The organism is Streptomyces sp. MMBL 11-1, assembly GCF_028622875.1.
Classification (GTDB): domain Bacteria; phylum Actinomycetota; class Actinomycetes; order Streptomycetales; family Streptomycetaceae; genus Streptomyces.
The window spans coordinates 5,831,170-5,852,267 of the sequence record NZ_CP117709.1; the positions used below are offsets into that span (position 1 = coordinate 5,831,170).

Genomic DNA, 21,098 nt, shown 5'->3' on the forward strand with positions numbered 1-21,098 from the left:
CGGGCGACGGGCGGGCGGTCAGTTGATCCTGATGAGCTTGGCCTTGAGGACCGCGAGCAGCCCGCCGTCGACCGTGACCCCCGTCTTGCCGTTGACGGTCACCGAGCGGCCCTTGATGTTCACGTCGCCCGTGGCTCCCGCGTCGAGCGTGATACCCGAGGCGGACAGTGTCACCGAGCTGAGTTCCCGGGTGCCGCCCCGGGCCTTCACCGTCAGTGTGATCTCGCCCTTCTTCTCGTCGAGCATCACGTCGAGCCGTTTGTCACCGCTGGCGATGCGCACCCCGGACGGGCCGCGCGGGGCGTCGAGCAGCTCCAGCCGGTTGCCCGAACGGGAGACCAGGGAGCGGCGGTTGACCTTCCCGCTCGTCGGGTCGACCAGCGGGACATCGTGCGGCGAGGGCTTGTCGACCCCGTTGTAGAGACCGCCGAGCACATACGGGCTGTCCAGCAGTCCCTGCTCGAACCCGACCAGCACCTCGTCGTTGACCTCGGGGCTGAACACCCCGCCGCCGCCCTGGCCGCCCCACTGCACCGTACGGACCCAGTCGGTGACGTACGTGTCGTCGAGCCACGGGAACTTCAGCCGCACCCAGCCGCGTTGGCCCCGGCCCTCCTCGCGGATGTCGGTGACCACCCCGATCGCCAGGCCCGGCATGCGCGGGCCGCGCGAGGGGGCGTTGCCGCCGGAGGCCAGGCCGGAGAGCGACCGGTCCGGTGAGGCGCTGACGATCACCGTCGTGCGGTAGCCGGTGTCCGGTTCGAGGACGTGGTGCGCGGCGGTCGCGGTGTAGCGGCCGGAGAAGGCGGGCCCCACGTTGCCGAGGGCCACCGGCATGCCCGCCCGCAGCTGCGGGTTCCCGTAGGCGACCGCCTCGACCTCCCCGAAGCCGGCGCTGACCGAGGCGGCCAGCGCACCGGCCACGGCCCGGGTCTCCGCCTGGGTGCGGTACGGGGTGTCGGCGATCGTCGTCCGGGAGCCCGAGCCGAACATCCTGGCCGCCGTCGACGGACTCATCCCCGGGGTGACGGTGTCGCTGCGGACGGACTGCTGCCGGGCCACCAGCCGGGTCTTGGTCTCGACGTTCCAGCCGCGCACCTCGACGCTGTCCGCCCCGTCCGCACCCGTCAGCACCGCACGCAGGGCCAGCAGGTTGTTCCCGTACTCCAGGACCATCGGGTCGCGCGTGGCGGAGGTCGTGGGCGAAGGGGCCGAGGAGGCGGGATCCGGCTTGGTGAACTGCAGCCGGCCCTTGTCGTCCACCCGCACGGTGGCCCCGCTCTCGGCCGCGAGGTGCTGGAGGAACTCCCAGTCCGACACGTTCGGCTGGGTCACCTGCTTGTACGTGACCGGCGGGGCCTCGATCCGCCCGCAGGCCAGACCGGCGCCGGCGGCGACCTTGCGGACGATGTCCGCCGTCTTCATGTTCCGGTACGCCATGACCTTCCGGCCGCGCTGGAGCCGGTGGGCCTTGGAGAACGCCCGCACGACGGTGAACGATCCGGTGGTGTCGGTGTCCAGCTCGACCGCGGTGACCTCCCCGGTGAACAGCCGCTCGCGCGCCCGGTCCTGGACGGTGACCACCGAGATCTTCAGCGGGGTGCCCATGCCGATGCCGGTCTTGGCGAGGAAGGTGTGGTCGGGGTCCCGGTACATCAGTACGGCCGTGTCGGGCAGGCCCACGTTCTCGTCGACCACACAGCTCACCAGCTGGGTGGCCCAGGCGGCGGGCAGCTCGGCGGGCGCCTCGACGATCGGATCGGCGGCGAAGGAGCGCCCGGGGGATTCCGTCCCGCTCACCGGCTCTCCTCCGCCAGATGGTCTTCCCGCCCGGGCACGAGGAGCTCCCTGCCGGGGGTCAACTGCATCGGGTCGTCGATGTCGTTGGCGTGCGCGATGGTCCGCCAGGCGGTGGCGTCGCCGTACTCCCGCCAGGCCAGCAGCGGCAGGCTGTCCCCGGCCACGACCCGGTGGGTGCGCCGCGCGTCCTTCGAACCCGAGGTGGGGTTCTGGCCGGCCGGGTCGACGCTCGCCTCCTCGATCGACAGGGAGCAGGTGGCGCGCAGCGGCTTCCCGTCGACGTCGAACAGGGTGTACGAGACCGAGAGGTTGGAGAGCACCCCGTCGAACGAGGTCGTCTTGGACGTCCCCCAGTCGAAGCGCACCCAGGGGCTGGCGGGCGTCTTGCGGGCCAGGCTCTGGGGGGTGGGGACACACGCGGACATCAACTGCTCCACCGCCTTCTCCACGGAGTTGTCGTGCGTGGCGGTGGCGTCCAGGAAGACCTCCAGCGACAGGGCCCGGGGCCCGCTGCCGACGAACTCGGGCAGCGCGGACTGCCCGGCCATCCGGGACGGAGTGCGCCGCCACTCGGTGCTCTTGCTCAGCGACAGCTTCGCGGGGTTGAACTGCAACGTGAGACGGGCGAGTGCTCCGCCGGGCTTCGCGCCGACCGTCGACGGCGGTTCCATGATGGTCAGCTGGGCGCGAGCGCGGCTCGCGCGGAGAGCGGGTGACATTGCGTTCCTCCTTCCTTCGTCGTGGTCCTGGTGTCCGGTCGTCCCGTTTCCGGCTGCGTTGTCTCAGGTCAGGAGGGCTCCAGACCCTCGTGCGCGATCTCCAGCGTCTCGATCGCCGCCTGGGAACTGGCCGGATCGAAGGACGGCCCCTGCCAGCGCACCGGCACGATGCCGTGCACCTGCCAGCTGACGATCCGGCTGAGGTCGGGACGCAGCGCGACGATCTCGCCGTCCTTGGGCTCGACCCGCTGGATCGTCTCGTTCAGCCAGCGCGCGATCTTGAGGGTGTCGGCGGTCACCGGGCGGGTCAGTGTGATGTTCGTCCAGGTGATCCGCCCCGGGAGCTGCCAGGTGAATCCGTTGTTGCCGCCCTCGGCGTACGTCTCCATCTCCACCTCGGCGCCCATGCCGGAGCAGGTGTGGAACGCGCCCAGGTCGCTGCCGCCGATCGCGAGCTTGAAGAACACGCTCGTCGCGAAGATGTTGTCCGTCATGCGTCTCTCGTCTTCTCTGCTGTCTCTCGTGCGGGTCGTACGGGTCGTGCGGGGGCAGACCGGGGCGATCGTGTCGTCAGCGGCGGCCGTCGTGCAGCCGCCCGCTGCGTTCCCGGCCCCGGCGCAGATCGGCACGGATGAGCCGGCTCACCGGGTCGAGGAGCCGGCGGGCCAGCTCCTCGATCTCCGTTCCGCTCAGCCGGTTCGCCGGAGGAGCGTCGGAAGCGTCGTCGGAACGGGTGGCCGCCCCTGCCGCCCCCGCCGCGGGCTTCGGCGGGGCGGCCTGCACGGGAACCCCGGTGATCCCGGCGTTCGCCGCCGCCCGTTGGACCGCCTGCGCCCTGCTCTCCGGGCGACCCGCCCCGGTGGCCTGCGCGGGCGCGCGGGGCGGCACCCGTACGGAGAGACCCGGCGGCCCGCCGGGAGCGGCGCCGTCCGCCGGGGCCGGTCCGGCGGCCGGAGGACCGGCGCTGTCCGGCACCACCGGCATCGCCAGCCGCTGTACGGGTACGGCGGCTTCCGGACGCGCCGCCGCGGGCGGATGCGGGCGGACGACGGGAACGGGGCGCGTGCCGGGGGCGGCTGCGGACGCCGGAAGCGCGGAAGCGGCCGACGGCATCCCCGGCCGGGAGGGCGGAGCGTGCGGGAGGGGCACGGCGCGTTGAACAAAAGGAGAAGGAGCAGGAACAGAGGCAGGAGCAGGGGCTGCGGGCCGGCCGGAGGCCTGGGAGGCGTGCGGTGCGGAACCCTGCTGCGGAGCCCGGCGGGCCGTCGGCCCGGAAGTCGGGAACGGCGGCGGCGTCCCGGGCGACACGGGCGACAGGGGAGGCGAGGGCTTCGTGGCGCGCCCGGGCCGCCGTACGAGTCGCTGGAGCACCCCACCGGCGGACGGACCGTCTCCGGCGAGGGAGGCTGTGGTCCCCGGGGCGTGGCCCGGTTCGTTTCCGCCGCGCCGGCCCGTGGGTCCGGCGCTTCGGGGCGCGGCACCCGGGGCCGGGTCCGTGAGGGCGGCGCCGCCCCGGGGTGCGGGGGCCGAGCGCTGGACCACGGCCCCCGGAGCCGTACCGGAGGACGCCGGCTGCCGGGGACCGGCGCTCGGTCCGCCACCGGTCCGCCCGGCAGGGCCCGGTGACGGGGTGCCGGTGCCCGGCGGAGGCACATCACGCCGCCAGGTGGCCGCAACGACCGGGCGTGCGGTGCTGCCACCCGCCGCCGTCGTCGTCGGAGGCGCCGAGAACCCCTCGGCGGAACCGGTGTTCACGGTCAGGGCGCGGCCGGAGAGCAGAGTCCGTGACCGCTGGACGGTGGGCGACGGCGTCGCACTGCTCAAGCCCTGCGACGCTGTACGGCCCCGAGCGATCGGCCGGACGCGCACGGGCGGCAGGGGGGCGGCGGAGGACGGACCGGCCGGGGTACGGGCGGGGCCCGCCGCACGCTGCACGGCAGCGGTTCCGGGCGACGACGCGGAGGCCGTCGTGGGTACGGCGGGCGCTCCGGGCGCGGCGGAAGCCGACCGTACCGGCATCGCGGGGTGCGCCCCCGGCGACGGGGAAGTTTGGGCCGGAACAGCCGGAACAGCCGGAACAGCCGGAACAGCCGGGTGCGCGGGCCCGGGGCCCTGCGCCCGGCCCGGAGTCGGCCGCGTCCCGGCGGACGCCCGGTCACCGAGCAGCGGTGCGTCGCCGCCGGGCCGGGCGGTGGGCGGCAGCGAGGGAAGCGGCGCGCCGATCCCGCCCCGCACACGGGCCCGTGAGCTGCCGGAAGCGTCGGACCGCGGTGCGGGCTGTACGGAGGGGGAGGGCCCCGATGGCGTCGAGGAACCGGGCGGCCGGGTGGGCTGGTGCTGCTGGGGCGACTGGGGCGTACGAGACCGGGCATCCGGCGACGGGGACGGCGGCTGCTGCTGCCGAGCAGGCGCAGGCGCAGGGGGCGGAGCAGACGCGGGCACCGACGCCTTCGGCGAGCCGGTCGAGCCGGTCGAACGGGTCGTGGGCGTCGCGGGAGTCGTGGCCGTAAGGCCCGGAGTGCCCGGCGGGTCGGATGCCTGGCGCTGGAGCACCGGCATGTCCGCCGCCGGGTGAGCCGTCGCCGGGGCGGACGGTACGACGCCCGCCCGCCCGTCGGCCCCGGCCGGCCTGGCTCCGGCGGGCATCTCGCGCAGAGGCTTGCCCAGGGCCGGGCGGACCACATCGGCGGCGGGGCGGCCGGAGACATGGTCGGGCGACGGGGCGGTGCGCTCCGGAACCGTACGGTCCGGACCGCTCCGCCGCTCGGTCACGGCCCGCTGAACGGCGGCGGCAGCATCCGGTGCGGACGGCGCGGCCGACGAAGAAGGGGAGGAGGAGACGGAAGGGGTGGCGGGGGAGGCGGGCACGAGCCCGGCGATCTGCCGCAGCGGCATCGCCGGACGCCGGGCGACGATCAGCGGCGGGGCGATCCGCTGCGGACGTACGGCGGCGGGGGTGGGCGCACTGGAGGACGCGGACGTCCGGGACGGGGACGTGGAGTGGGACGGGCTGGATGATCCCGACGCACCCGACGCACCCGACGCACCCGACGCACCCGACGCACCCGACGCACCCGACGCACCCGACGCACCCGACGCACCCGACCTACCCGATCCGCCCGACGTAGCCGAGGCACCCGACGCACCCGATCCGCCCGAAGGCGACCGGTTCGTGGTGGACGGGGCCGGACCACGTGCCGCGCCCGACCGCTGGACCGGCGGCGATCCAGGGTCCGGCTTCGCCGTTCCCGTAACGCCGTTCGTCCCGCTGCCCCTGGCCGCGGCCCGGTTCACCGAGGCGGGCGGCAGGTCGGTCGTGGGAGTGGCGGGGTCGTCGGCGCCCGGGGGCCGGACCGCGCGCAGCAGCAGCGGCCCCCCGGGGGACGTGGTCCTCGCGCCGCCCGGGCGCGCGACGCCGTGGATGAGGCCGACCGGGGCCGACGGCAGGACGGAGTGGCCGAGTTCCCCGCCGAGGGCCGGGTTCTGCCAGGAGGCCAGCCGCGAACGGAACCGCAGCCCGTCGCTCACTCCGATCGAGGACCGGGCGACGGTCACCGTCGGCGGGGCCACCCGCCGCCAGCCGCCGTCCCAGCCCCCGCCCTCTCCGCCGGAAGCCGCCGAGGAACCGGACGCCGAACCGGATGCGGATGCGGGGCCGGAATCCGGGCCGGGTGTGGGTGCGGCCGACACGTCGGCGTGCCCGCCGCCCTCTCGCGAAGGCGCGCCGGAGCGCTGCCGGTCCGCCCGGCGCAGCCAGTCCCCGAGCCCCACACGATCACCCGCCTTCGTTGACGCGGGTGTTGATCCGCGCTATCTCCCTCACCCACTGCTGACGTTCGCCGTGGGTGAGGTCGAGAATGTCCTCACGCTGCCAATGGAAGTGGTAGGCGACGTACGCGATCTCCTCCCGCAGCCGGGGAAGCGCGTACGTCACGATTCCCCCAGGCGCCCACCCGAGAGGTCCACCTCGAACGACCCGTGGCACAGCGGGCAGGTCACCGCGGCATGCGTGTGGCCCTCGCTGTTGATCCGGCGGTAGAAGTCCTGGAGGAACGCCACATCGGTCGCGTACATCCGCTCGACGATCCCGGCGTGCACATCGGTGACCGTGCCGAGCTGGGTGATCACCTGGCTCAGCAGGACCACGGACAGATACGCCGGGTTCTCCTTCACCCGCAGGTCGATCTGCGGGCGCAGCTCGTCCCGGGCCGTCGCGAGCCGCATGGTGCCGCTGCGGTGCACACGGCCCTCGTCGTCGACGTACCCGCGCGGCAGTTCGAAGGCGAACTCCGTCTGGAGCGTGTCCCGTTCCCGTTCCCGGGGGCGGGCGGGCGCGGGAGCGGCGGCCTCCTCGCGTGCGGCGGGCGCCGTCGCGAGGTTGTCCAGGACCTCTTCGAGGCCGCTGCCCGGCGTAACGGTCCGGCGCCTCATTCGACCACGATCTCCTCGAAGGTGATGGTCACCGTCTCGGTCGCCGCGCTGGACTCGCCGGCCTTGAGGGAGGGGCCCTCCCACTTGGAGGCCCAGCCCTGCATCAGCTGGATGCGGCGGACGGTCTCACCGGTCGAGTCCTTGATCTCGATCGTGAGGTTCTGCCGCGCCGTGTCGACGGCCCCGTTGTTGAGGGTCTCCTTGATCCAGGTGGTGAACTCGCTGCTCTTGTCGAGCCCGCGGGTGATCGTCACCTCGCCCGCCTGCCGGGCGCCCGGCTGCTTGCGGATGATCTGTTTGCCGTCGGCCGTCACCTGACGGACCTCGACGACTTCTTCCTCGACGGTCATGCCGCTGATCTCCTGGATGGACTCCACGAGATAGCCACCGAGCTGTACGCCGAAGATATGGGTGGAAAGAGCGTCGCCCTCTGCCATGACTCTGTGTCACCTGTTCTGATCGATGGAGAAAGTGAAGGGGTGGGGGAGGACCGCGCGGGTCACTCGTCGACGAGGCTGGTGCTGTCGGAGAACTGCGAGAGACGGAAGATCACGAACTCCGCGGGCTTCACCGGGGCCACCCCGATCTCGCAGACGACCTGACCGAGATCGATCGACTCCTGCGGGTTGTTGCTCCGGTCGCACCGGACGTAGAACGCCTCCTCGGCGGTGCGGCCGAACAGCGCCCCGCGCCGCCACTCCTCGGTGAGGAACGCGGTGACGTTGCGCCGGATGCTCGACCAGAGGCGGTCGTCGTTCGGCTCGAACACCACCCACTGGGTGCCCAGGAGGATGGACTCCTCCAGGTAGTTGAAGAGGCGGCGCACGTTGAGGTAGCGCCAGGCCGGGTCGGACGAGAGGGTCCGCGCGCCCCAGATGCGGATGCCACGGCCCGGGAAGGCACGTACGCAGTTCACGCCGATCGGGTTGAGGAGGTCCTGCTCGCCCTTGCTGAGGCGGATCTCCAGGTCCACCGCGCCCCGGATGACCTCGTTGGCGGGGGCCTTGTGGACACCGCGCTCGTTGTCGCTGCGCGCCCAGACGCCGGCCACGTGACCGCTCGGCGGGACCAGGGAGTTGCGGCCGCTCGCCGGGTCGAAGACCTTGACCCACGGGTAGTACAGGGTCGCGTAACGCGAGTCGTAGCCGGCGTCCTCGTTGCGCCAGGTGCGCACACGCTGGGCGTTCATGCCCGGCGGGGTGTCCAGGACGGCGACCCGGTCGCCCATCTGCTCGCAGTGCGAGATGACCGCCAGCTGCACGGTCTTGACGCCCTCGGCGTCGATGTCGCCGCGCTGGAAGGCGCTCATCAGGTCCGGGACAGCGACCATCGTGATCTCGTCGATCGCTTCGAGGCCGGAGAAACCGGTACGCGCGGAGGCGTCGCCCACGTACTCCGAGGCGTCGAGCCGTGCCACACCGGAACCGGGGGCGCCCGCCGCGGCGGGGGCGAGGGCGACGGTCTGCTTCTCGGGGCGGCTCTGCGCCGTGCCCGGCTGCTCGGTGACCTGGACGAACTTGGAGTCGCGGGCCTGGGTGACCAGGTAGCCCTTGACGTTCTTGCGGGTGGAGACGTCGTACGTCTCCACGGCCTTGCCGGCCTGGCGCACCAGCAGCCGGAAGCGGTCCTCCGGGGGGTTGTCGCCCTCGGCGTCGGCGATCTCCACGGAGAGGTCGGCGCCCGTGCCGGGCTTCGCGGCGACCAGGAACCCGCCGAGCGCGACCGGGGCGGGGGCCTGGGCGACCGCGCCCTGCGCCGCGCTCTCCGCGCCCTGCGCGGGGCCGCCGATGCGCACGATGTAGGCCGCGCCCCCGCCGTTGGCGAAGAAGCCGTAGACGGCGTGCGCCAGATAGGTGTCGGCGGTGAAGGTGCCGAACGTCTGTACGTACTGGTCCCAGTTGGTCACCAGCGTCGGCTGGTGGAAGGGGCCCGTCCCGGCGAAGCCGACGAAGGCTGCGACCGCGGTGCCGACACCTTCGATGGGCCGCGCTCCGGACTGCACCTCCTCCACGTATACACCGGGGGTGAGGTACGACGGCATGCTCGCTCCTTCTGGACGGTCACTCGATCACTGTCCAGTCTTGACCGTCCGGCCGGGCGGGGAGTAGGCCCCAGAGTCCTGGACGCGGGGCAACGAGACTGCCTTTCCGGGCCCCCGTACGCCGGGTAACCCTGCCCTTGGCGGGCCGGGCGGAACGGCCGGCGCATTCGCGGGGAGCCGGCCCGCATTCCCCGGTCGGCATGAAGAGAACGAGAACAACGTGTTACGGCACAGCCCGACATCGCCGCCCCTGCCGGGGGATTGGGCGAAAGGGCGGACATCGGCACCGCGACCCGATGTGTTTGGTATCTCTTTTTCCCGGTAAACCCCGGCAGTCCGATCGCCGTCCGCGGTCACGGGGGCAAGCGCTCCGAGGCGACGCGATTCGGCCAGAATGAGCCGAGAAGGCAGGCGGAATCGGTCACCTTCGGAAGGGTGAAGCGGTCGCGAGGACGTTCCGAACGGGCACCCGTCGACCGGCATCATGCCGTCAGGACCGTTCCTGAGCAGGCCTGTTAGTGCCCGCGGCCATCGGAAGCGGATATTCTTCCGAAGCTGTCGTTGCCGCGGGCGACCGAACCGGCGGAGACGTCCGGTGTTCCGGGAGGGCGAATCCGCCACTGCCCGGCACGCCGGGTTTCCTCTCGACCGGGTTTCTGCTGTTGTCTCGTCGGCAGGCGAAGCAGAACGCTCGGCGTCGCTGTTTCTATCGTGCGAGATCGCTCAGCACGCCGCTGACATTCAGAACCTGATGGCACCCGGAAGCCTGCCTACCGGTGGCCGGAGTGCCGGGCTTGGCACAGGTGACGGAAGCGGTGACGGTGGCGTTCTCCGGAACCTGAATGGGGGTGACCCAGTGATAGTCCTGGTTGCGGAAGGTTTCCAGAGCGATCGTCGTGATCTTGCGCTCACCGAAGGAGATCGTCACGACGCCCTCGTCGCCCTGGAAGTTCGCCACCACGATGTCGGTGACGCCGAACACCTTCCCGGCCGGAACCTTGTAGGCCCTTTCCTCGGTGGTACCCGCCCGGGCCTGCACATCGATGGTCTCGGACGTCTGCTGGCCGCCCCCGCCCCCGCCCCCGCCGCTGCCGTTGCCCCCGCCTCCGCCGGAACCGCTCGGGCCGGAGCCGCCCGTACCGGGCCCCGATCCGTCCGGGCCGGTTCCCTCTCCCTGACCGCCCGCCGGGTTGTCCGCACCGCCGGGCGGCGTCGACCTCTGCTCCTTGCCGCGCTGGGTCTCCTCCTGCGCCGCCTTCGTCCCCGCCTGCTCGGCCGTGCTCTTCACCGCGGGCCGCACCAGGGCGAACCACGCGAGCAGCAGCGCCAGCAGCGCCGCCAGCACGATCAGCAGCCACTTGGGCAGCACGGGCATCTGGGCGAACTCCCCGGGCAGCGGCTCGGGTCCGCCGGGGTGCTCGTCCTCGGCCTCCCCCTCGCCGCTCTCGGTCGCCCGGACCTCGAACGGCCAGGTGACGGGCTCGCCGAACCAGATCAGCGCCCGGGCCCGGACCTTCAGCCGGGCCTCCGCCGACTCGCCCGGCTCCAGCCGCTTCTTGTCCGGCGTGAAGACCAGTCGCAGATCCTCCCCCGCCTGCTGGCCCGCGAGGACCACGTCGACCGGGGTGTTCCCCTTGTTCTGCACCGCGGTGCGGAAGCTGGCGCCCAGCCAGCCACGACGGCGGCGTGGTTCCAGCTCCGTGCGGAGCTCGTGGAAGGGCTCCACGGTCACCGTGCCCTCGGGGACCACCACCGACTCGGGCCGCTCCGCCGGCAGGACCCGTACGGCCAGGGGGGTCTCGCCCGCCCGGACCTCGTGGGAGCGGGGCGGGGCGAAGGTCAGGGTCACCGTCTCGGAGGTGCCCGGGTACAGAGACACACGCGCCGGCTCGACGGTGCTCCAGGCGGCGCAGTCGCCGGCCACCTCAAGTGTGTAGGCCTCGACGATGTCGCCGTCGTTGCGCACGGTCAGGGTGGTCGTCGCGGTACCGCCGGGCGACACCGTCACCGTGGGGTTCTCGAGTTCGGCAGATGTGGTCACTCTGCGACGTTAGGCCGCCCGCACCGCCCGGCAGCAGAGACGCGAGGGCAACGAGCGGGCAGGGGTGGTGCCCCGCGGGCCCCCCGGCACGGTGCCCCCGTGCCCCCTCCGCGGGCACGCGCGCCATGCCCCCGGCCGGCGGGGGGCGACATGAGGACCAGCAGGCAAATCGGGCTGAAGCAGCTGAGGAAGACAGGCACGCAACGATGACGACGATCACGGACACGACGAACAGCGCGGCGGCGCGGGGGCACTACCGCAGGCCGGACGCGGCGCAGCGCCGCACGGCCGGATCCGGGCGGGCGCCCGGGGGCAGGGTCTCCGTGGCGGTGTACGCGGAGGACCTGATCCTGCAGACCGGCATGATCCACCAACTGCGGGTGCGGCCCGAGATAGAACTGCTCCCGGAGGACGAGGCGGACCGGGCACAGGTCTCCCTGGTGGTGGTGGACATGGTGGACGAGCCCACCATCCAGCTCCTGCACCGTCTTCAGCGCAACACCTCCACCCGCACCGGACTGGTCGTCGGATTCTTCGAGTCGGGCGCCCTCCAGACCATGATCGAGTGCGGGGTCGCCGCCGTCCTCCGGCGCGGCGAGGCCGACCAGGACCGGCTCGTCCACCTGGTCCGGGCGATGGCCAACGGCGAAGGCGTCCTGCCGGGCGACCTGCTCGGCAAGCTCCTCGACCACGTCAGCTCCCTCCAGCGGACGGTCCTCGACCCCCGGGGGCTCACGCTCTCCACCCTCACCGCGCGCGAGGCGGAGATGATCCGGCTGGTGTCGGAGGGCTGCGACACCGCGGAGATCGCGCAGAAGACCTCGTACTCCGAACGCACCGTCAAGAACGTGCTGCACGAGGTCGCGACCCGGCTCGAACTGCGCAACCGGGCCCACGCGGTGGGGTACGCGATGCGGCACGGGTTGATCTGAGGAACCGTCACCCCGGAGCCAAGCCAAGCCGGGCCGGGCCGGGCCAAGCCGGGCCAAGCCAAGCCAAGCCAAGCCGGAGACCTGGCCCGGTTCCGGGAGACCCGGCCCCGGATTGGCTCCGGGAGACCCGGCCCCCGGCCGTCGTCAGCCCCGGTCGGCCCGTACGGCGCGCCTGCCTCCGGCCCGAGTCCGGCTTCCCACCGGTGCGGTGCCCCCGGCACGGTGCGCCCGCCGCCGCAAAGGGCAGCGATCCCTTCCCTCGTCCCGGGTACTCGCGGCCTGTCCTTCGCCCCCGCGCGGGGGCGAAGCTGGCCGGTGGAGAGTCATCGACAGACTGTGAGGTGGGCCGTGACCGGCACCGCTGGCCCGGCAAAGCATTCCCGTCTGGGCCGACTGACCGGTGCGGTGGTGCTGTTGGCGCCGCTGCTGCTGGTCGGATCGGCCACCGCCCCGCACGGAGCCGCCGAGGCCGTCGCCGCCCCGGCGGACGCGGAACCGCTCCAGGCGGGACGCGTCGCCTTCGCCGGCACCGAACACCGCAGCCTTGGGGTGGCCAACGACAAGGACACCACCGACCCGCTGTTCGGCGACGGCCCCACCCACTACGACCAGGACCCCTCCGCCCGGGGAGACGTCCTGGTCTTCACCAGCCTGCGTGACAGCGCCCGGCCCCAGGTGTACGTGCGCGACCCGGACGGATCGGTGCGCCGCCTCACCACCGACAAGGACGCGGCCCACCCCGAACTCTCCCCGGACGGAAGGACCGTGGTCTTCGACTCCGCGGAGACCGAACCCGACGGCACGGTCCAGCGCGACCTGTGGACGATCGGCGTCGACGGCAAGGACCTGCGCCGGATCAGCGACACCCGGGACAACGAGGAGTCCCCGACCTGGTCCCCGGACGGCACGAGGATCGCGTACGCCTGCGACGGCGACGCCCTGCGGGGGTGGCAGATATTCGAGCAGGCCGTCGCCGGCGGCCCGCGCACCCGGATCAGCGACGGACCGGCCGGAGACGCCACCGAGCCGTCCTGGAACCCGGTGGAGGACGACGCCCGCCGGGGCCTCGTCGCGTACACCCTCACCACGAACCCCGACCCGGCCGTCGACGACGGCACCGAACTGCGGGCCACCCAGGGCCTCGGGACCGACCGGCCGCTGCTGGCCGGCACCCACGCCGAGTGGGGCACCCGCTCTGCCTCCTGGCTGCCCGACGGCAAGGACATCGTCTTCCTCAGCCCGTACCACACCTGCGGCTGCGACGACTTCGACCACGCCTACCGGGTGACCGCGTTCCAGGGCGACGTGCCGCCGGACCAACTGGTCAACGAGAACCGCGAGTTGGGGCCGCCCACCTGGTTCGCCCCGGCCGGGACCGTCATCGTGCCCCGGATCACCCCGGAACCGGATACCGTCAAGAAGCCGGACGCGCCGGACGAGCCGCTGGCCGCCGCGCAGATCGTGACGCTCCAGGACGTCCGCCAGGACGGCTCCGACCCCCGCGACCTGGGCCTCACCATCCTCAAGGAGGACCCGGCGGCCCGCACGAACACGGACCACACCAAGAACCCCCTGTTCCGGCCGGCCGACGGCTACGACCCGTGGCACGAGCGGCAGAACTACACGCCCGACGGCCGGCGCATCGTCGTCACCCGCTTCGAGGACGGCGCCGAAGGGCGGATCGAGCGGATCTGGATGGCCGACGCCGACGGCAGGAACGCGGAGGTGCTGGAGCTCGACGGGCGCGGCCCCAAGGACTGGGACACCGACCCCACCTTCTCGCCCGACGGCACCAAGCTCGCCTTCACCCGGACCTCGCCCGGCGGGGTCGGTGACAAGGGGGGCCGGAGCCGCATCTTCATCGCGGACGTCGCCACCGGTGCGATCCTCGACGAGATCCCGTCGCCCCAGGGCCAGGAGGCGAGCGACGTCGCCCAGCCGACCTGGTCCTCCGACGGCGTCAACCTCGCCTTCACCCGCAGGCAGGTCATCAACGACAACGGCGGCAACAAGCACATCTGGGTCGCACCGGTGGCGGACCTCGACCGTCAGCGGGATCTGAGCGCCACCATCTGCCCCGGCGACTGCGAGGTCATCGACGACAGCCCGGCGTTCTCCCCGGACGGCAAGAAGGTGGCCTTCAACCGCAAGGACGGCGGAGGCAGGGTCAACCAGCGGGCCGGGGTCCTCATCAAGCCCCTGCGCGGCGGCGGCTGCCGGGTCGTGCTCCCCTCCGCCCAGAAGGACAACCCCGACGGCTGCGACCTGCCGGTCCCCGACACCTCCGTGACCGGCCCCCACCAGCCCCGTGACGTGGCCTGGTCCCCCGACGGCAGCAAGCTTCTCTTCACCTCGCGCCGTGAGCTCCCGGCCAACTCCATGGAGCAGCTCTCCGTACTCGACATCGCGTCCGGCGACGTGGCACCCCTCGACAACACGCACAACGGACGGCAGAAGGAGCCCGCCTTCCAGCAGTCGGTCGACCTGTCGCTGACCGCACCGCCCACCGGAGACCCGGTGGAGGTCGGCGCGTCCACCGAGGTGGCGATCACCGTCACCAACCGGGGCCCCTCACCCTCGCCCGGCACCCTCCTCACCGTCGACGCCCCGCCCGGCATACGGCTGGAGGAACTGACCACCGACACCGGGACCTGCGCCGCCGGTTCACCCCAGTGCGACCTCGGCATCCTCCCGCCCGGGGCCCGCGTGACGGTCACGGCACGGCTGACCGGCGTGACCACCGGCGACCAGCGGATCAACTGGTCCGTCACCGGGGCCGTCCTCGACCCGAACCCCACGGACAACGCCACCGGAACGACCGTCCCGGTCGAGGACGTGCCGCCGCCGACCCCGACCCCCACTCCGACCCCGACCCCCACTCCCACTCCCACGACGCCGTCCCCGACTCCGACGACGCCCACGCCCGCCCCGCCGCCGACGACCACGCCACCCCCGCCCCCAGCCCCCGCACCGCCGCCCCCCGCGCCCGAGGCCGGCCCCGGCGTCACCGTGCGGGCCCAGCCCAGCCCCGGCTACGTCGGCGGCAAGGTCGTGGTGACGTACACCGTGCGCAACGGCCGGAACGCGCTCGCCACCGGGCTCCGGCTGAAGCTCGGACTGCCCGGAAACATCCCCGCCGGACCGCTCCCCGCGGGCTGCGCCGGCGGCACGTGCATGCTCCCCGACCTCGCACCCGGCGCGTCCACGGTCCTCAGCGTCGTCCTGTCGCCCGACAAGGCCCTGCGTACGACGATCACGGCGTCGCTCACCACCACGGGCACCGACGCCAACCTCCGCGACAACGTCTCCCGGATCCCGCTGCGCATCCTCCAGCCCCGCATCATCGCGGTGCCCGCCGTCGGCAAGCCCGGCTTCGTCACCTCCGTACGTGGCAAGGACTTCCCGCCCGGCGCACCCGTCACCCTCAGCTGGAAGCCCGGGATCACGGCTGCCGCGGCCCCGACCCGGCCGCTGGGCGACGGCACGTTCATCGCACAGCTGCTCATCCTCGCCAAGGACCGGACCGGGCCGCGCACGATCACCGCGAAGGGCCCCGGCTTCAGCCCCGTGAAGACCGACTTCCTCGTGGTGCTCGGCACCATCACCCCGCCGGACGAGGTGATCCGCCGATGATCCACGAGGTCGACGAGGGGCTGCGGCTGCTGCTGGTCGACGCCGGGCTGGAGGACAGCGGCGTCGACCTGGTCTTCGACGCCCCGACGAAGGACTGGTCCGCCCGCCGCAACGCCCCGACCATCAGCGTCTTCCTGCACGGCATCCGCGAGGACGCGGGCAGGCGGCGCTCCGGCACGGCCGAGACGCACGACGAGGACGGCGTGGTCACCGGCTGGCAGGCCCTGCCGCGCTGGTTCGAGCTGACCTATCTGGTTACCGCCTGGACCAACCGCCCGCAGGACGAACACCGGCTGCTCTCCGAGGTGTTGCGCGCCTTCGTCCGCTCCGACGTGCTGCCCGCCCGGATGCACACCGGAAGCCTCGCCGAACTCGGCCTGACCGTGGAGCTGGAGGCGGCGGGGCCGGGAGCCGGCGGACCGTCCGCCTCGGACGTCTGGTCCGCGCTCGGCGGCGAGCTGAAGGCCGCGATCGACCTGCGGGTCCTCGCGCCCCTGGCCGGCGAGCGCACCCCCGCAGGCCCGCCCGTCACCGAAGGACTCGTCATGAAGGCCGCGCCCCACCTGGACGGCGACGACGGCGGCCCCGGCCGGCGCCTGCGCTACGACGGAGCGTCCGACCCGGGCGGGCAGGGCTTCGCCGCGCCTCGCGAGCGGCAGTTGCCGCCCGGCCGGCGCAAGCGGGGGAACGCCGCACGATGACCCTGGCACCCCAACAGCTCGACGGTCACCTGCCCCTGTCCGGCGTCGAGGAACTCTGGGAGCGGCTCGGCCGCGTCGAACAGCGGGTCCGGGAGGCCGTCGCGGCACGCCGGGCCGTCGACCCGGACCCCGACGACCCCTACCGGGGGCAGTACCTCACCCCCGAGGGCGCGGCACGCATTCTGGAGGCCCGCGACGCGTTCACGCCCGTACCGGAGTACGGGGACGGAGCCCCGCCGGAAGCCCCGGCCGGGAGCCGGCTCGGCCGGCTGGCCGAGCGCTTCGGTCTCGCCCCGCCGGACGTCGAACTCCTGCTGGTCGCCCTGGCCCCGGACATCGACCCCCGGTTCGAGCGGCTCTACGGCTACCTCAACGACGACCTCACCCGCCGCCGGCCCACCATCGGCCTCGCCCTGGAACTCTGCGGGCTGCCCGCCGCCGGCTCCGGGCGCTTCCGGTTCTCGCCGTCCGCCCCGCTCGTCGCGGGCGGGCTGCTGGATATCGTGGACGGCGAGCGACCGCTGCTCTCCCGGACCCTGCGCGTACCGGACCGGGTCACCGCGCATCTCCTCGGCGACGACGGGACCGACGGCCGGCTGCGCGGGATCGTCCAGGAGGCCGCGCGGCCCCGCGAGCCCGACGAGCGCCCCGAGGTCTCCCGGATCGCGGCGGCCCTCGGCACGGGCAGCGGCCTGGTGCACCTCCTCGACCGGGGCGGCGACCCGTGCGGGCTCGCGATCGGGGCACTGGCCGCCGCCGGCCGGCGCCCGCTGGTCGTCGACATCGCGGCACTCGCCACCGCCCCCGAACAGGCCTCGCTCGTACGGGCCCTGGCGACCGAGGCCCGCCTCGGCCGCGCCGGGGTGGTCCTCGGCCCGCTCGAAGCGCTCGCCCCCGAACGCCCCGAAGGGGCCCGGGTGCTCGGTTCCCTGTGCGCGGCCCTCGGCTCCACCCCTCTGATCGCGTACGGGAAGAAGAACTGGGACCCGCTGTGGACGGCGGAGAGCCCGGTGCCCGTCACCGTCCTGCCCCCCGGCCCCGACGACGCCGGGCGCCAGTGGCGGCGCGCGCTCGCCGACGCGGGCCGGTCGGTCGGCCTGTCCGCCGCGCACGCCTCGCCCGACGACGCCCTCATCGAGTCCGCCGCCGCCTACCGGCTCGACTCCGGCCAACTGCGCCGGGCGGCGACCGTCGCGTCCCGGCTGGCCCTCCTCGGGCAGCGGCCGGTGACCCCGGAGGACCTGCGTGCGGCGGTCCGCGCCCAGAACGGCGCGGGCCTGGAACGGCTCGCCCGCCGCATCGATCCCGCGGTCGGCTGGGACGACCTGGTGCTGCCCCCGGCGACCCGCACCCAGCTCGCCGAACTCGCCCTGCGCGCCCGCCACCGCGAGACGGTGCTCGGACAGTGGCGGATGCGGCCGGGCGGCGGCCGGGGGAGGGGCGTCATCGCCCTGTTCGCCGGGGAGTCCGGCACCGGCAAGACCATGTCCGCCGAGGTGATCGCCGCCGAACTGGGCATGGAGCTCTACGTCGTGGACCTGTCCACGGTGGTGGACAAGTACATCGGGGAGACCGAGAAGAACCTGGAGCGGATCTTCGTCGAGGCGTCCGACGTCAACGGCATCCTCCTGTTCGACGAGGCCGACGCGATCTTCGGCAAGCGGTCCCAGGTCAAGGACGCGCACGACAAGCACGCCAACGTGGAGTCGGCCTACCTCCTCCAGCGCATGGAGTCCTTCGACGGCATCGCCGTGCTCACCACCAATCTGCGGGCCAACCTCGACGAGGCGTTCACCCGCCGCATCGACGTGATCGCCGAGTTCCCGATGCCCGACGCCCGGCAGCGCCTGGCCCTGTGGGACCGCTGTCTGGGCCCGGCGATCCCGCGCGACGCGGCGCTCGACCTGGAGTTCTGCGCGGACCGGTTCGAGCTGGCCGGCGGTTCGATCCGGGCCTGCGCGGTGACCGCCGCCTACTTCGCCGCCGAGTCGGGGAAGCCGCTGGACATGGACCAGCTCGTCACGGCGGTGCTCCAGGAGTACCGCAAGCTCGGACGGCTGGTGCTGGAGAGCGAGTTCGGGCCGTGGCTGGCGAAGGAGCGGGGGCGCGGCCTGCGGTAGTGGCCCGGCCGTGACCGGCGGGACGGTCGGAGAGGTGCCGCGCTGAGCCGATCGGATGACGCCACGCGGGTGGCTACGGGCCCCGCCGACGCCCGGCTCCGATACTGATCCGATGATCACAGGGCTGCGTGCGTGGGTGCTTCCGGAGCGTCAACGGAGGTCCCAGGCCGAACTCGCCGAGGACCTGGACCTCACGTGCGGGGACGCCCGCGCCAAGCAGTCGGCCTTCTGGACCATGCTGTTCTTCTCCGCGGTGATCGCGGCCGGCGGTGTCCTGACCGATTCCACGGCCACCGTGATCGGCGCGATGATCATCGCGCCGCTGTCCACCCCGATCATGGGCATCGCCATCGGCGCCGTACAGGGCCGGCGCGGCTCGGCGGGCCGCTTCGTGCTCGCCGGGGTGCTCCTCGTGGTGGCGGTCGGCGCCGTGGGTTCGCTGGCCGTGCCGTCCCACTACGACCTGCTGTCGGACAGTCAGATCGCCGGCCGGACCTCGCCCGGCCTGCTGGACCTGGTGGCCGCCCTGGCGACCGGCTTCGCCGGGGCGCTCGCGCTGTCCCGCAAGGACGTCGCCGCGGTGCTGCCCGGCGTGGCCATCGCCATCTCGCTGGTGCCGCCCTTGGTCGTGGTCGGCGTCTGCGCCGGGCAGGGCGCCTGGTGGCCGGCGCTCGGCGCGCTGGTGCTCTTCGTCTCCAACCTGCTCGCCCTGGTCTTCGCCGGCATGGTGGTCTTCGCCGCGCTCGACCACGCCGAGGCACGCCCGGCCCGCGCGTCGCGCCGGGCCTACGCGGCGCTCGGTCTGCTGTTCGCCGCGGTGGGCCTGGTCCTCGCGGCCAGCACCACGGTGACCGTACTGCTCCACGTATGGACCACACGCACTTCCGCCGCCGCGGCCGCCTGGCTCTCCGGCACGCCCGGCGCGCAGGTCATCGACGTACAGACACACTCCCGGACGCTGTACATCGCCGTGCGCACACCGGCCGACCTGCCCCCGCTGGACCGGCTCCTCGCCGACCTCGGCGGAAAGGTGCCGGACGGGGTGCCGGTCGCGGTGGTGACGACCCAGGGCCGGCAGCTCCAGGTCGGCCGGGTCGGGGACTGACCCGGCCGGCCGCGTCGGCGGAGCGCCCCCGCCGGCGCGGCCGGACCGGTTCAGCCCCTCAGGCCGCTCAGATAGGCGTCGATCGCCTGCCTCGGTTCCTTCAGGCCGTACATCCCGTGGCCCACGGTGTCCACCGTGAGCAGGGACGCCCTGGGGAAGGCGCCCGCCATGCGCCGCGCACCCGCGAGCGGGGTCGCCACGTCGTGCAGGGCGTTCACCACGAGCACCGGCGGCAGGACCCCTTTCGCCCGGTCGGACGGGCGCTTGGGCGGCGTCCAGCCCTGGCAGCCCAGCACCATGTCCAGGGCCTGGGAGTTGTAGCGGACGTGCGGGGCGGCCTTCGCGACGCGCCCCCGGAGGGCCCGGTACGCGGAGTAGTCGCGGATCCTGAAGTCGTTGTCCCGGCAGAGCACGAGTCGCCAGGCGAGTTCGGGGCCCGAGTCGTCCAGGTACACATCGCCCCGACCGCTGTGCAGCGCGGTGAGTTGCTCCGTGGCCTGCGCGGGCGAGTAGCGGCTGAGGGCGAAGTAGAGGAAGCCCACGAGCCGGTCGGCGCCGACCTTCCGCCGGGTGGGTCCGTCCGGGCCCGGCTCGCGGAGCGTGCCCGCGTCGGCCCGGGCGAACAGCTCCTCGGTGACGGAGATCAGCTTCCGCCCCTTCAGGACACAGGAAGTGTCCTTCTCGCAGACGGCCACGAGCCGCTCGAAGATGTCGTCGACGGCCACGCTGCCGTCGGTGAGATAGCGCTCGGCGCTCGGCCCGGCCGGGTCCATCGCGCTGTCGAGCGCGAGCGCCCGGAGGCGTTGGGGGAAGAGCCGGGCGTAGCGCTCGCCGACGGAGGTTCCGTAGGAGACCCCCATGAAGCTGATCTTCCGCTCTCCGACGGCGGCGCGGATCGCGTCCATGTCGCGGGCGACGCTCTCGGTGTCCATATGGGTGGCGAGCGGGCCCGCCTGCCGCAGGCAGCTCTTGGCCAGCTCACCGTTCAAGGTGCGCAGCCGTTCGAACTCCGCGGCGTCGCGCGGCCGGTGCGGGATCTTCGCGGCGATGGTCTCGTCGCAGTGGACGCCCTCGCTGCGGCCGATGCCGCGCGGGTCGAAGGAGATCACGTCGAAGCGCTTCAGCAGATACGGTGAGAACTCCCGGTCCGCGTACATCGCGCTGTCGGCCCCCGGGTTCCCCGGCCCGCCCGGGTTGGTCATCAGGACCCCGATCCGCTTCGCGGGATCGGCGCCCCGGTACCGGGCGACGAACACACTCGTCCGCGGGCCCTGCGGCTTCGACCAGTCCACCGGCACTTCGATCGTCCCGCACCGCACCCGCGGACCCGGTGCGGGCATGGGGTCGGCGGGCGGGCAGGCGCCCCAGCGGATCGCCGGAGCGACGGCAGCGGCACCGGCGCCCGTCTGCCGGGCGCCCGTGGTCGCGGCGGCCGAGGGCGCGACCGGCACCGCGGAGACGGAGAGCGCGAGCAGGACGGAGAAGGCCCGGCCGCCCGCCCTCGGGCGGCGTCGCGGTATCCCGCCGGGCTTTCCGCGCGGCTGTGTGATCGGGTTGCTCGTTTCCATGGGCGAC

16 protein-coding genes are annotated in these 21,098 nt (G+C 73.4%); 6 read left to right on the forward strand and 10 right to left on the reverse strand.

The annotated features are described in order from the left end of the window. Positions 1–18: 18 nt before the first annotated feature. The 4 genes from PSQ21_RS26120 to PSQ21_RS26135 form a co-directional block, all read right to left on the reverse strand. Positions 19–1,800, reverse strand: a complete 1,782-nt coding sequence (locus tag PSQ21_RS26120; RefSeq protein ID WP_274033491.1) for a VgrG-related protein — start codon at positions 1,798–1,800, stop codon at positions 19–21. Next, positions 1,797–2,519, reverse strand: a complete 723-nt coding sequence (locus PSQ21_RS26125) for a CIS tube protein (RefSeq protein ID WP_274033492.1) — start codon at positions 2,517–2,519, stop codon at positions 1,797–1,799. Before PSQ21_RS26125 ends, PSQ21_RS26120 begins: the two co-directional genes overlap by 4 nt. Positions 2,520–2,587: 68 nt before the next feature. Next, positions 2,588–3,013, reverse strand: a complete 426-nt coding sequence (locus PSQ21_RS26130) for a phage tail protein (RefSeq protein ID WP_274033493.1) — start codon at positions 3,011–3,013, stop codon at positions 2,588–2,590. 76 nt (positions 3,014–3,089) lie between these two features. Then, complete coding sequence (locus PSQ21_RS26135; RefSeq protein ID WP_274033494.1) at positions 3,090–3,503, reverse strand: hypothetical protein; 414 nt, start codon at positions 3,501–3,503, stop codon at positions 3,090–3,092. 682 nt (positions 3,504–4,185) lie between these two features. Here PSQ21_RS26135 and PSQ21_RS26140 point away from each other — a divergent pair. Beyond that, positions 4,186–5,094, forward strand: coding sequence for a hypothetical protein (locus PSQ21_RS26140; RefSeq protein ID WP_274033496.1), 909 nt, complete (start codon positions 4,186–4,188; stop codon positions 5,092–5,094). 1,200 nt (positions 5,095–6,294) lie between these two features. On the opposite strand, the gene PSQ21_RS26145 is transcribed toward PSQ21_RS26140, so the two are convergent. The 5 genes from PSQ21_RS26145 to PSQ21_RS26165 all read right to left on the reverse strand — a co-directional run bounded on the left by PSQ21_RS26145 (position 6,295) and on the right by PSQ21_RS26165 (position 10,999). Beyond that, on the reverse strand, positions 6,295–6,453 hold the full coding sequence (locus PSQ21_RS26145; protein WP_003966147.1) for a DUF6760 family protein: 159 nt from the start codon (positions 6,451–6,453) through the stop codon (positions 6,295–6,297). Beyond that, complete coding sequence (locus PSQ21_RS26150; RefSeq protein WP_274033498.1) at positions 6,450–6,950, reverse strand: hypothetical protein; 501 nt, start codon at positions 6,948–6,950, stop codon at positions 6,450–6,452. Before PSQ21_RS26150 ends, PSQ21_RS26145 begins: the two co-directional genes overlap by 4 nt. Further along, a complete protein-coding gene (locus tag PSQ21_RS26155; RefSeq protein ID WP_010060032.1) occupies positions 6,947–7,387 on the reverse strand; it encodes a phage tail protein in 441 nt (146 codons plus the stop codon). Before PSQ21_RS26155 ends, PSQ21_RS26150 begins: the two co-directional genes overlap by 4 nt. 62 nt (positions 7,388–7,449) lie before the next feature. After that, positions 7,450–8,991: a phage tail sheath family protein gene (locus PSQ21_RS26160; RefSeq protein WP_274033500.1), complete on the reverse strand. Its 1,542-nt coding sequence runs from the start codon at positions 8,989–8,991 to the stop codon at positions 7,450–7,452. A gap of 706 nt (positions 8,992–9,697) precedes the next feature. Beyond that, positions 9,698–10,999: a COG1470 family protein gene (locus PSQ21_RS26165; RefSeq protein WP_274035942.1), complete on the reverse strand. Its 1,302-nt coding sequence runs from the start codon at positions 10,997–10,999 to the stop codon at positions 9,698–9,700. Between the two features lie 239 nt (positions 11,000–11,238). Between PSQ21_RS26165 and PSQ21_RS26170 the strand changes: the two genes are divergently transcribed. The 5 genes from PSQ21_RS26170 (at position 11,239) to PSQ21_RS26190 (ending at position 19,523) form a co-directional block, all read left to right on the forward strand. Then, positions 11,239–11,964 carry a helix-turn-helix transcriptional regulator gene (locus tag PSQ21_RS26170; protein WP_274033502.1) on the forward strand — a complete coding sequence of 242 codons (726 nt, stop codon included), beginning with the start codon at positions 11,239–11,241 and terminating at the stop codon, positions 11,962–11,964. Between the two features lie 348 nt (positions 11,965–12,312). Beyond that, positions 12,313–15,597, forward strand: a complete 3,285-nt coding sequence (locus PSQ21_RS26175; protein WP_274033504.1) for a hypothetical protein — start codon at positions 12,313–12,315, stop codon at positions 15,595–15,597. After that, complete coding sequence (locus tag PSQ21_RS26180; RefSeq protein ID WP_274033506.1) at positions 15,594–16,298, forward strand: DUF4255 domain-containing protein; 705 nt, start codon at positions 15,594–15,596, stop codon at positions 16,296–16,298. Before PSQ21_RS26175 ends, PSQ21_RS26180 begins: the two co-directional genes overlap by 4 nt. After that, complete coding sequence (locus PSQ21_RS26185) at positions 16,295–18,418, forward strand: ATP-binding protein (RefSeq protein ID WP_274033507.1); 2,124 nt, start codon at positions 16,295–16,297, stop codon at positions 18,416–18,418. The genes PSQ21_RS26180 and PSQ21_RS26185 overlap by 4 nt, the downstream gene beginning before the upstream one ends. Before the next feature lie 112 nt (positions 18,419–18,530). Continuing rightward, complete coding sequence (locus PSQ21_RS26190; protein WP_274033509.1) at positions 18,531–19,523, forward strand: DUF389 domain-containing protein; 993 nt, start codon at positions 18,531–18,533, stop codon at positions 19,521–19,523. Between the two features lie 50 nt (positions 19,524–19,573). On the opposite strand, the gene PSQ21_RS26195 is transcribed toward PSQ21_RS26190, so the two are convergent. Beyond that, a complete protein-coding gene (locus tag PSQ21_RS26195; RefSeq protein ID WP_274033511.1) occupies positions 19,574–21,091 on the reverse strand; it encodes an alpha/beta hydrolase in 1,518 nt (505 codons plus the stop codon). Between the last annotated feature and the right edge of the window lie 7 nt (positions 21,092–21,098).

Coding starts and splice junctions, on each gene's coding strand:
- PSQ21_RS26195 (WP_274033511.1), bottom strand. CDS start 21,091: ATGGAAACGAGCAACCCGATCACACAGCCGCGCGGAAAGCCCGGCGGG.
- PSQ21_RS26180 (WP_274033506.1), top strand. CDS start 15,594: ATGATCCACGAGGTCGACGAGGGGCTGCGGCTGCTGCTGGTCGACGCC.
- PSQ21_RS26135 (WP_274033494.1), bottom strand. CDS start 3,503: ATGCCGGTGGTGCCGGACAGCGCCGGTCCTCCGGCCGCCGGACCGGCC.
- PSQ21_RS26150 (WP_274033498.1), bottom strand. CDS start 6,950: ATGAGGCGCCGGACCGTTACGCCGGGCAGCGGCCTCGAAGAGGTCCTG.
- PSQ21_RS26190 (WP_274033509.1), top strand. CDS start 18,531: ATGATCACAGGGCTGCGTGCGTGGGTGCTTCCGGAGCGTCAACGGAGG.
- PSQ21_RS26125 (WP_274033492.1), bottom strand. CDS start 2,519: ATGTCACCCGCTCTCCGCGCGAGCCGCGCTCGCGCCCAGCTGACCATC.
- PSQ21_RS26170 (WP_274033502.1), top strand. CDS start 11,239: ATGACGACGATCACGGACACGACGAACAGCGCGGCGGCGCGGGGGCAC.
- PSQ21_RS26155 (WP_010060032.1), bottom strand. CDS start 7,387: ATGGCAGAGGGCGACGCTCTTTCCACCCATATCTTCGGCGTACAGCTC.
- PSQ21_RS26160 (WP_274033500.1), bottom strand. CDS start 8,991: ATGCCGTCGTACCTCACCCCCGGTGTATACGTGGAGGAGGTGCAGTCC.
- PSQ21_RS26185 (WP_274033507.1), top strand. CDS start 16,295: ATGACCCTGGCACCCCAACAGCTCGACGGTCACCTGCCCCTGTCCGGC.
- PSQ21_RS26130 (WP_274033493.1), bottom strand. CDS start 3,013: ATGACGGACAACATCTTCGCGACGAGCGTGTTCTTCAAGCTCGCGATC.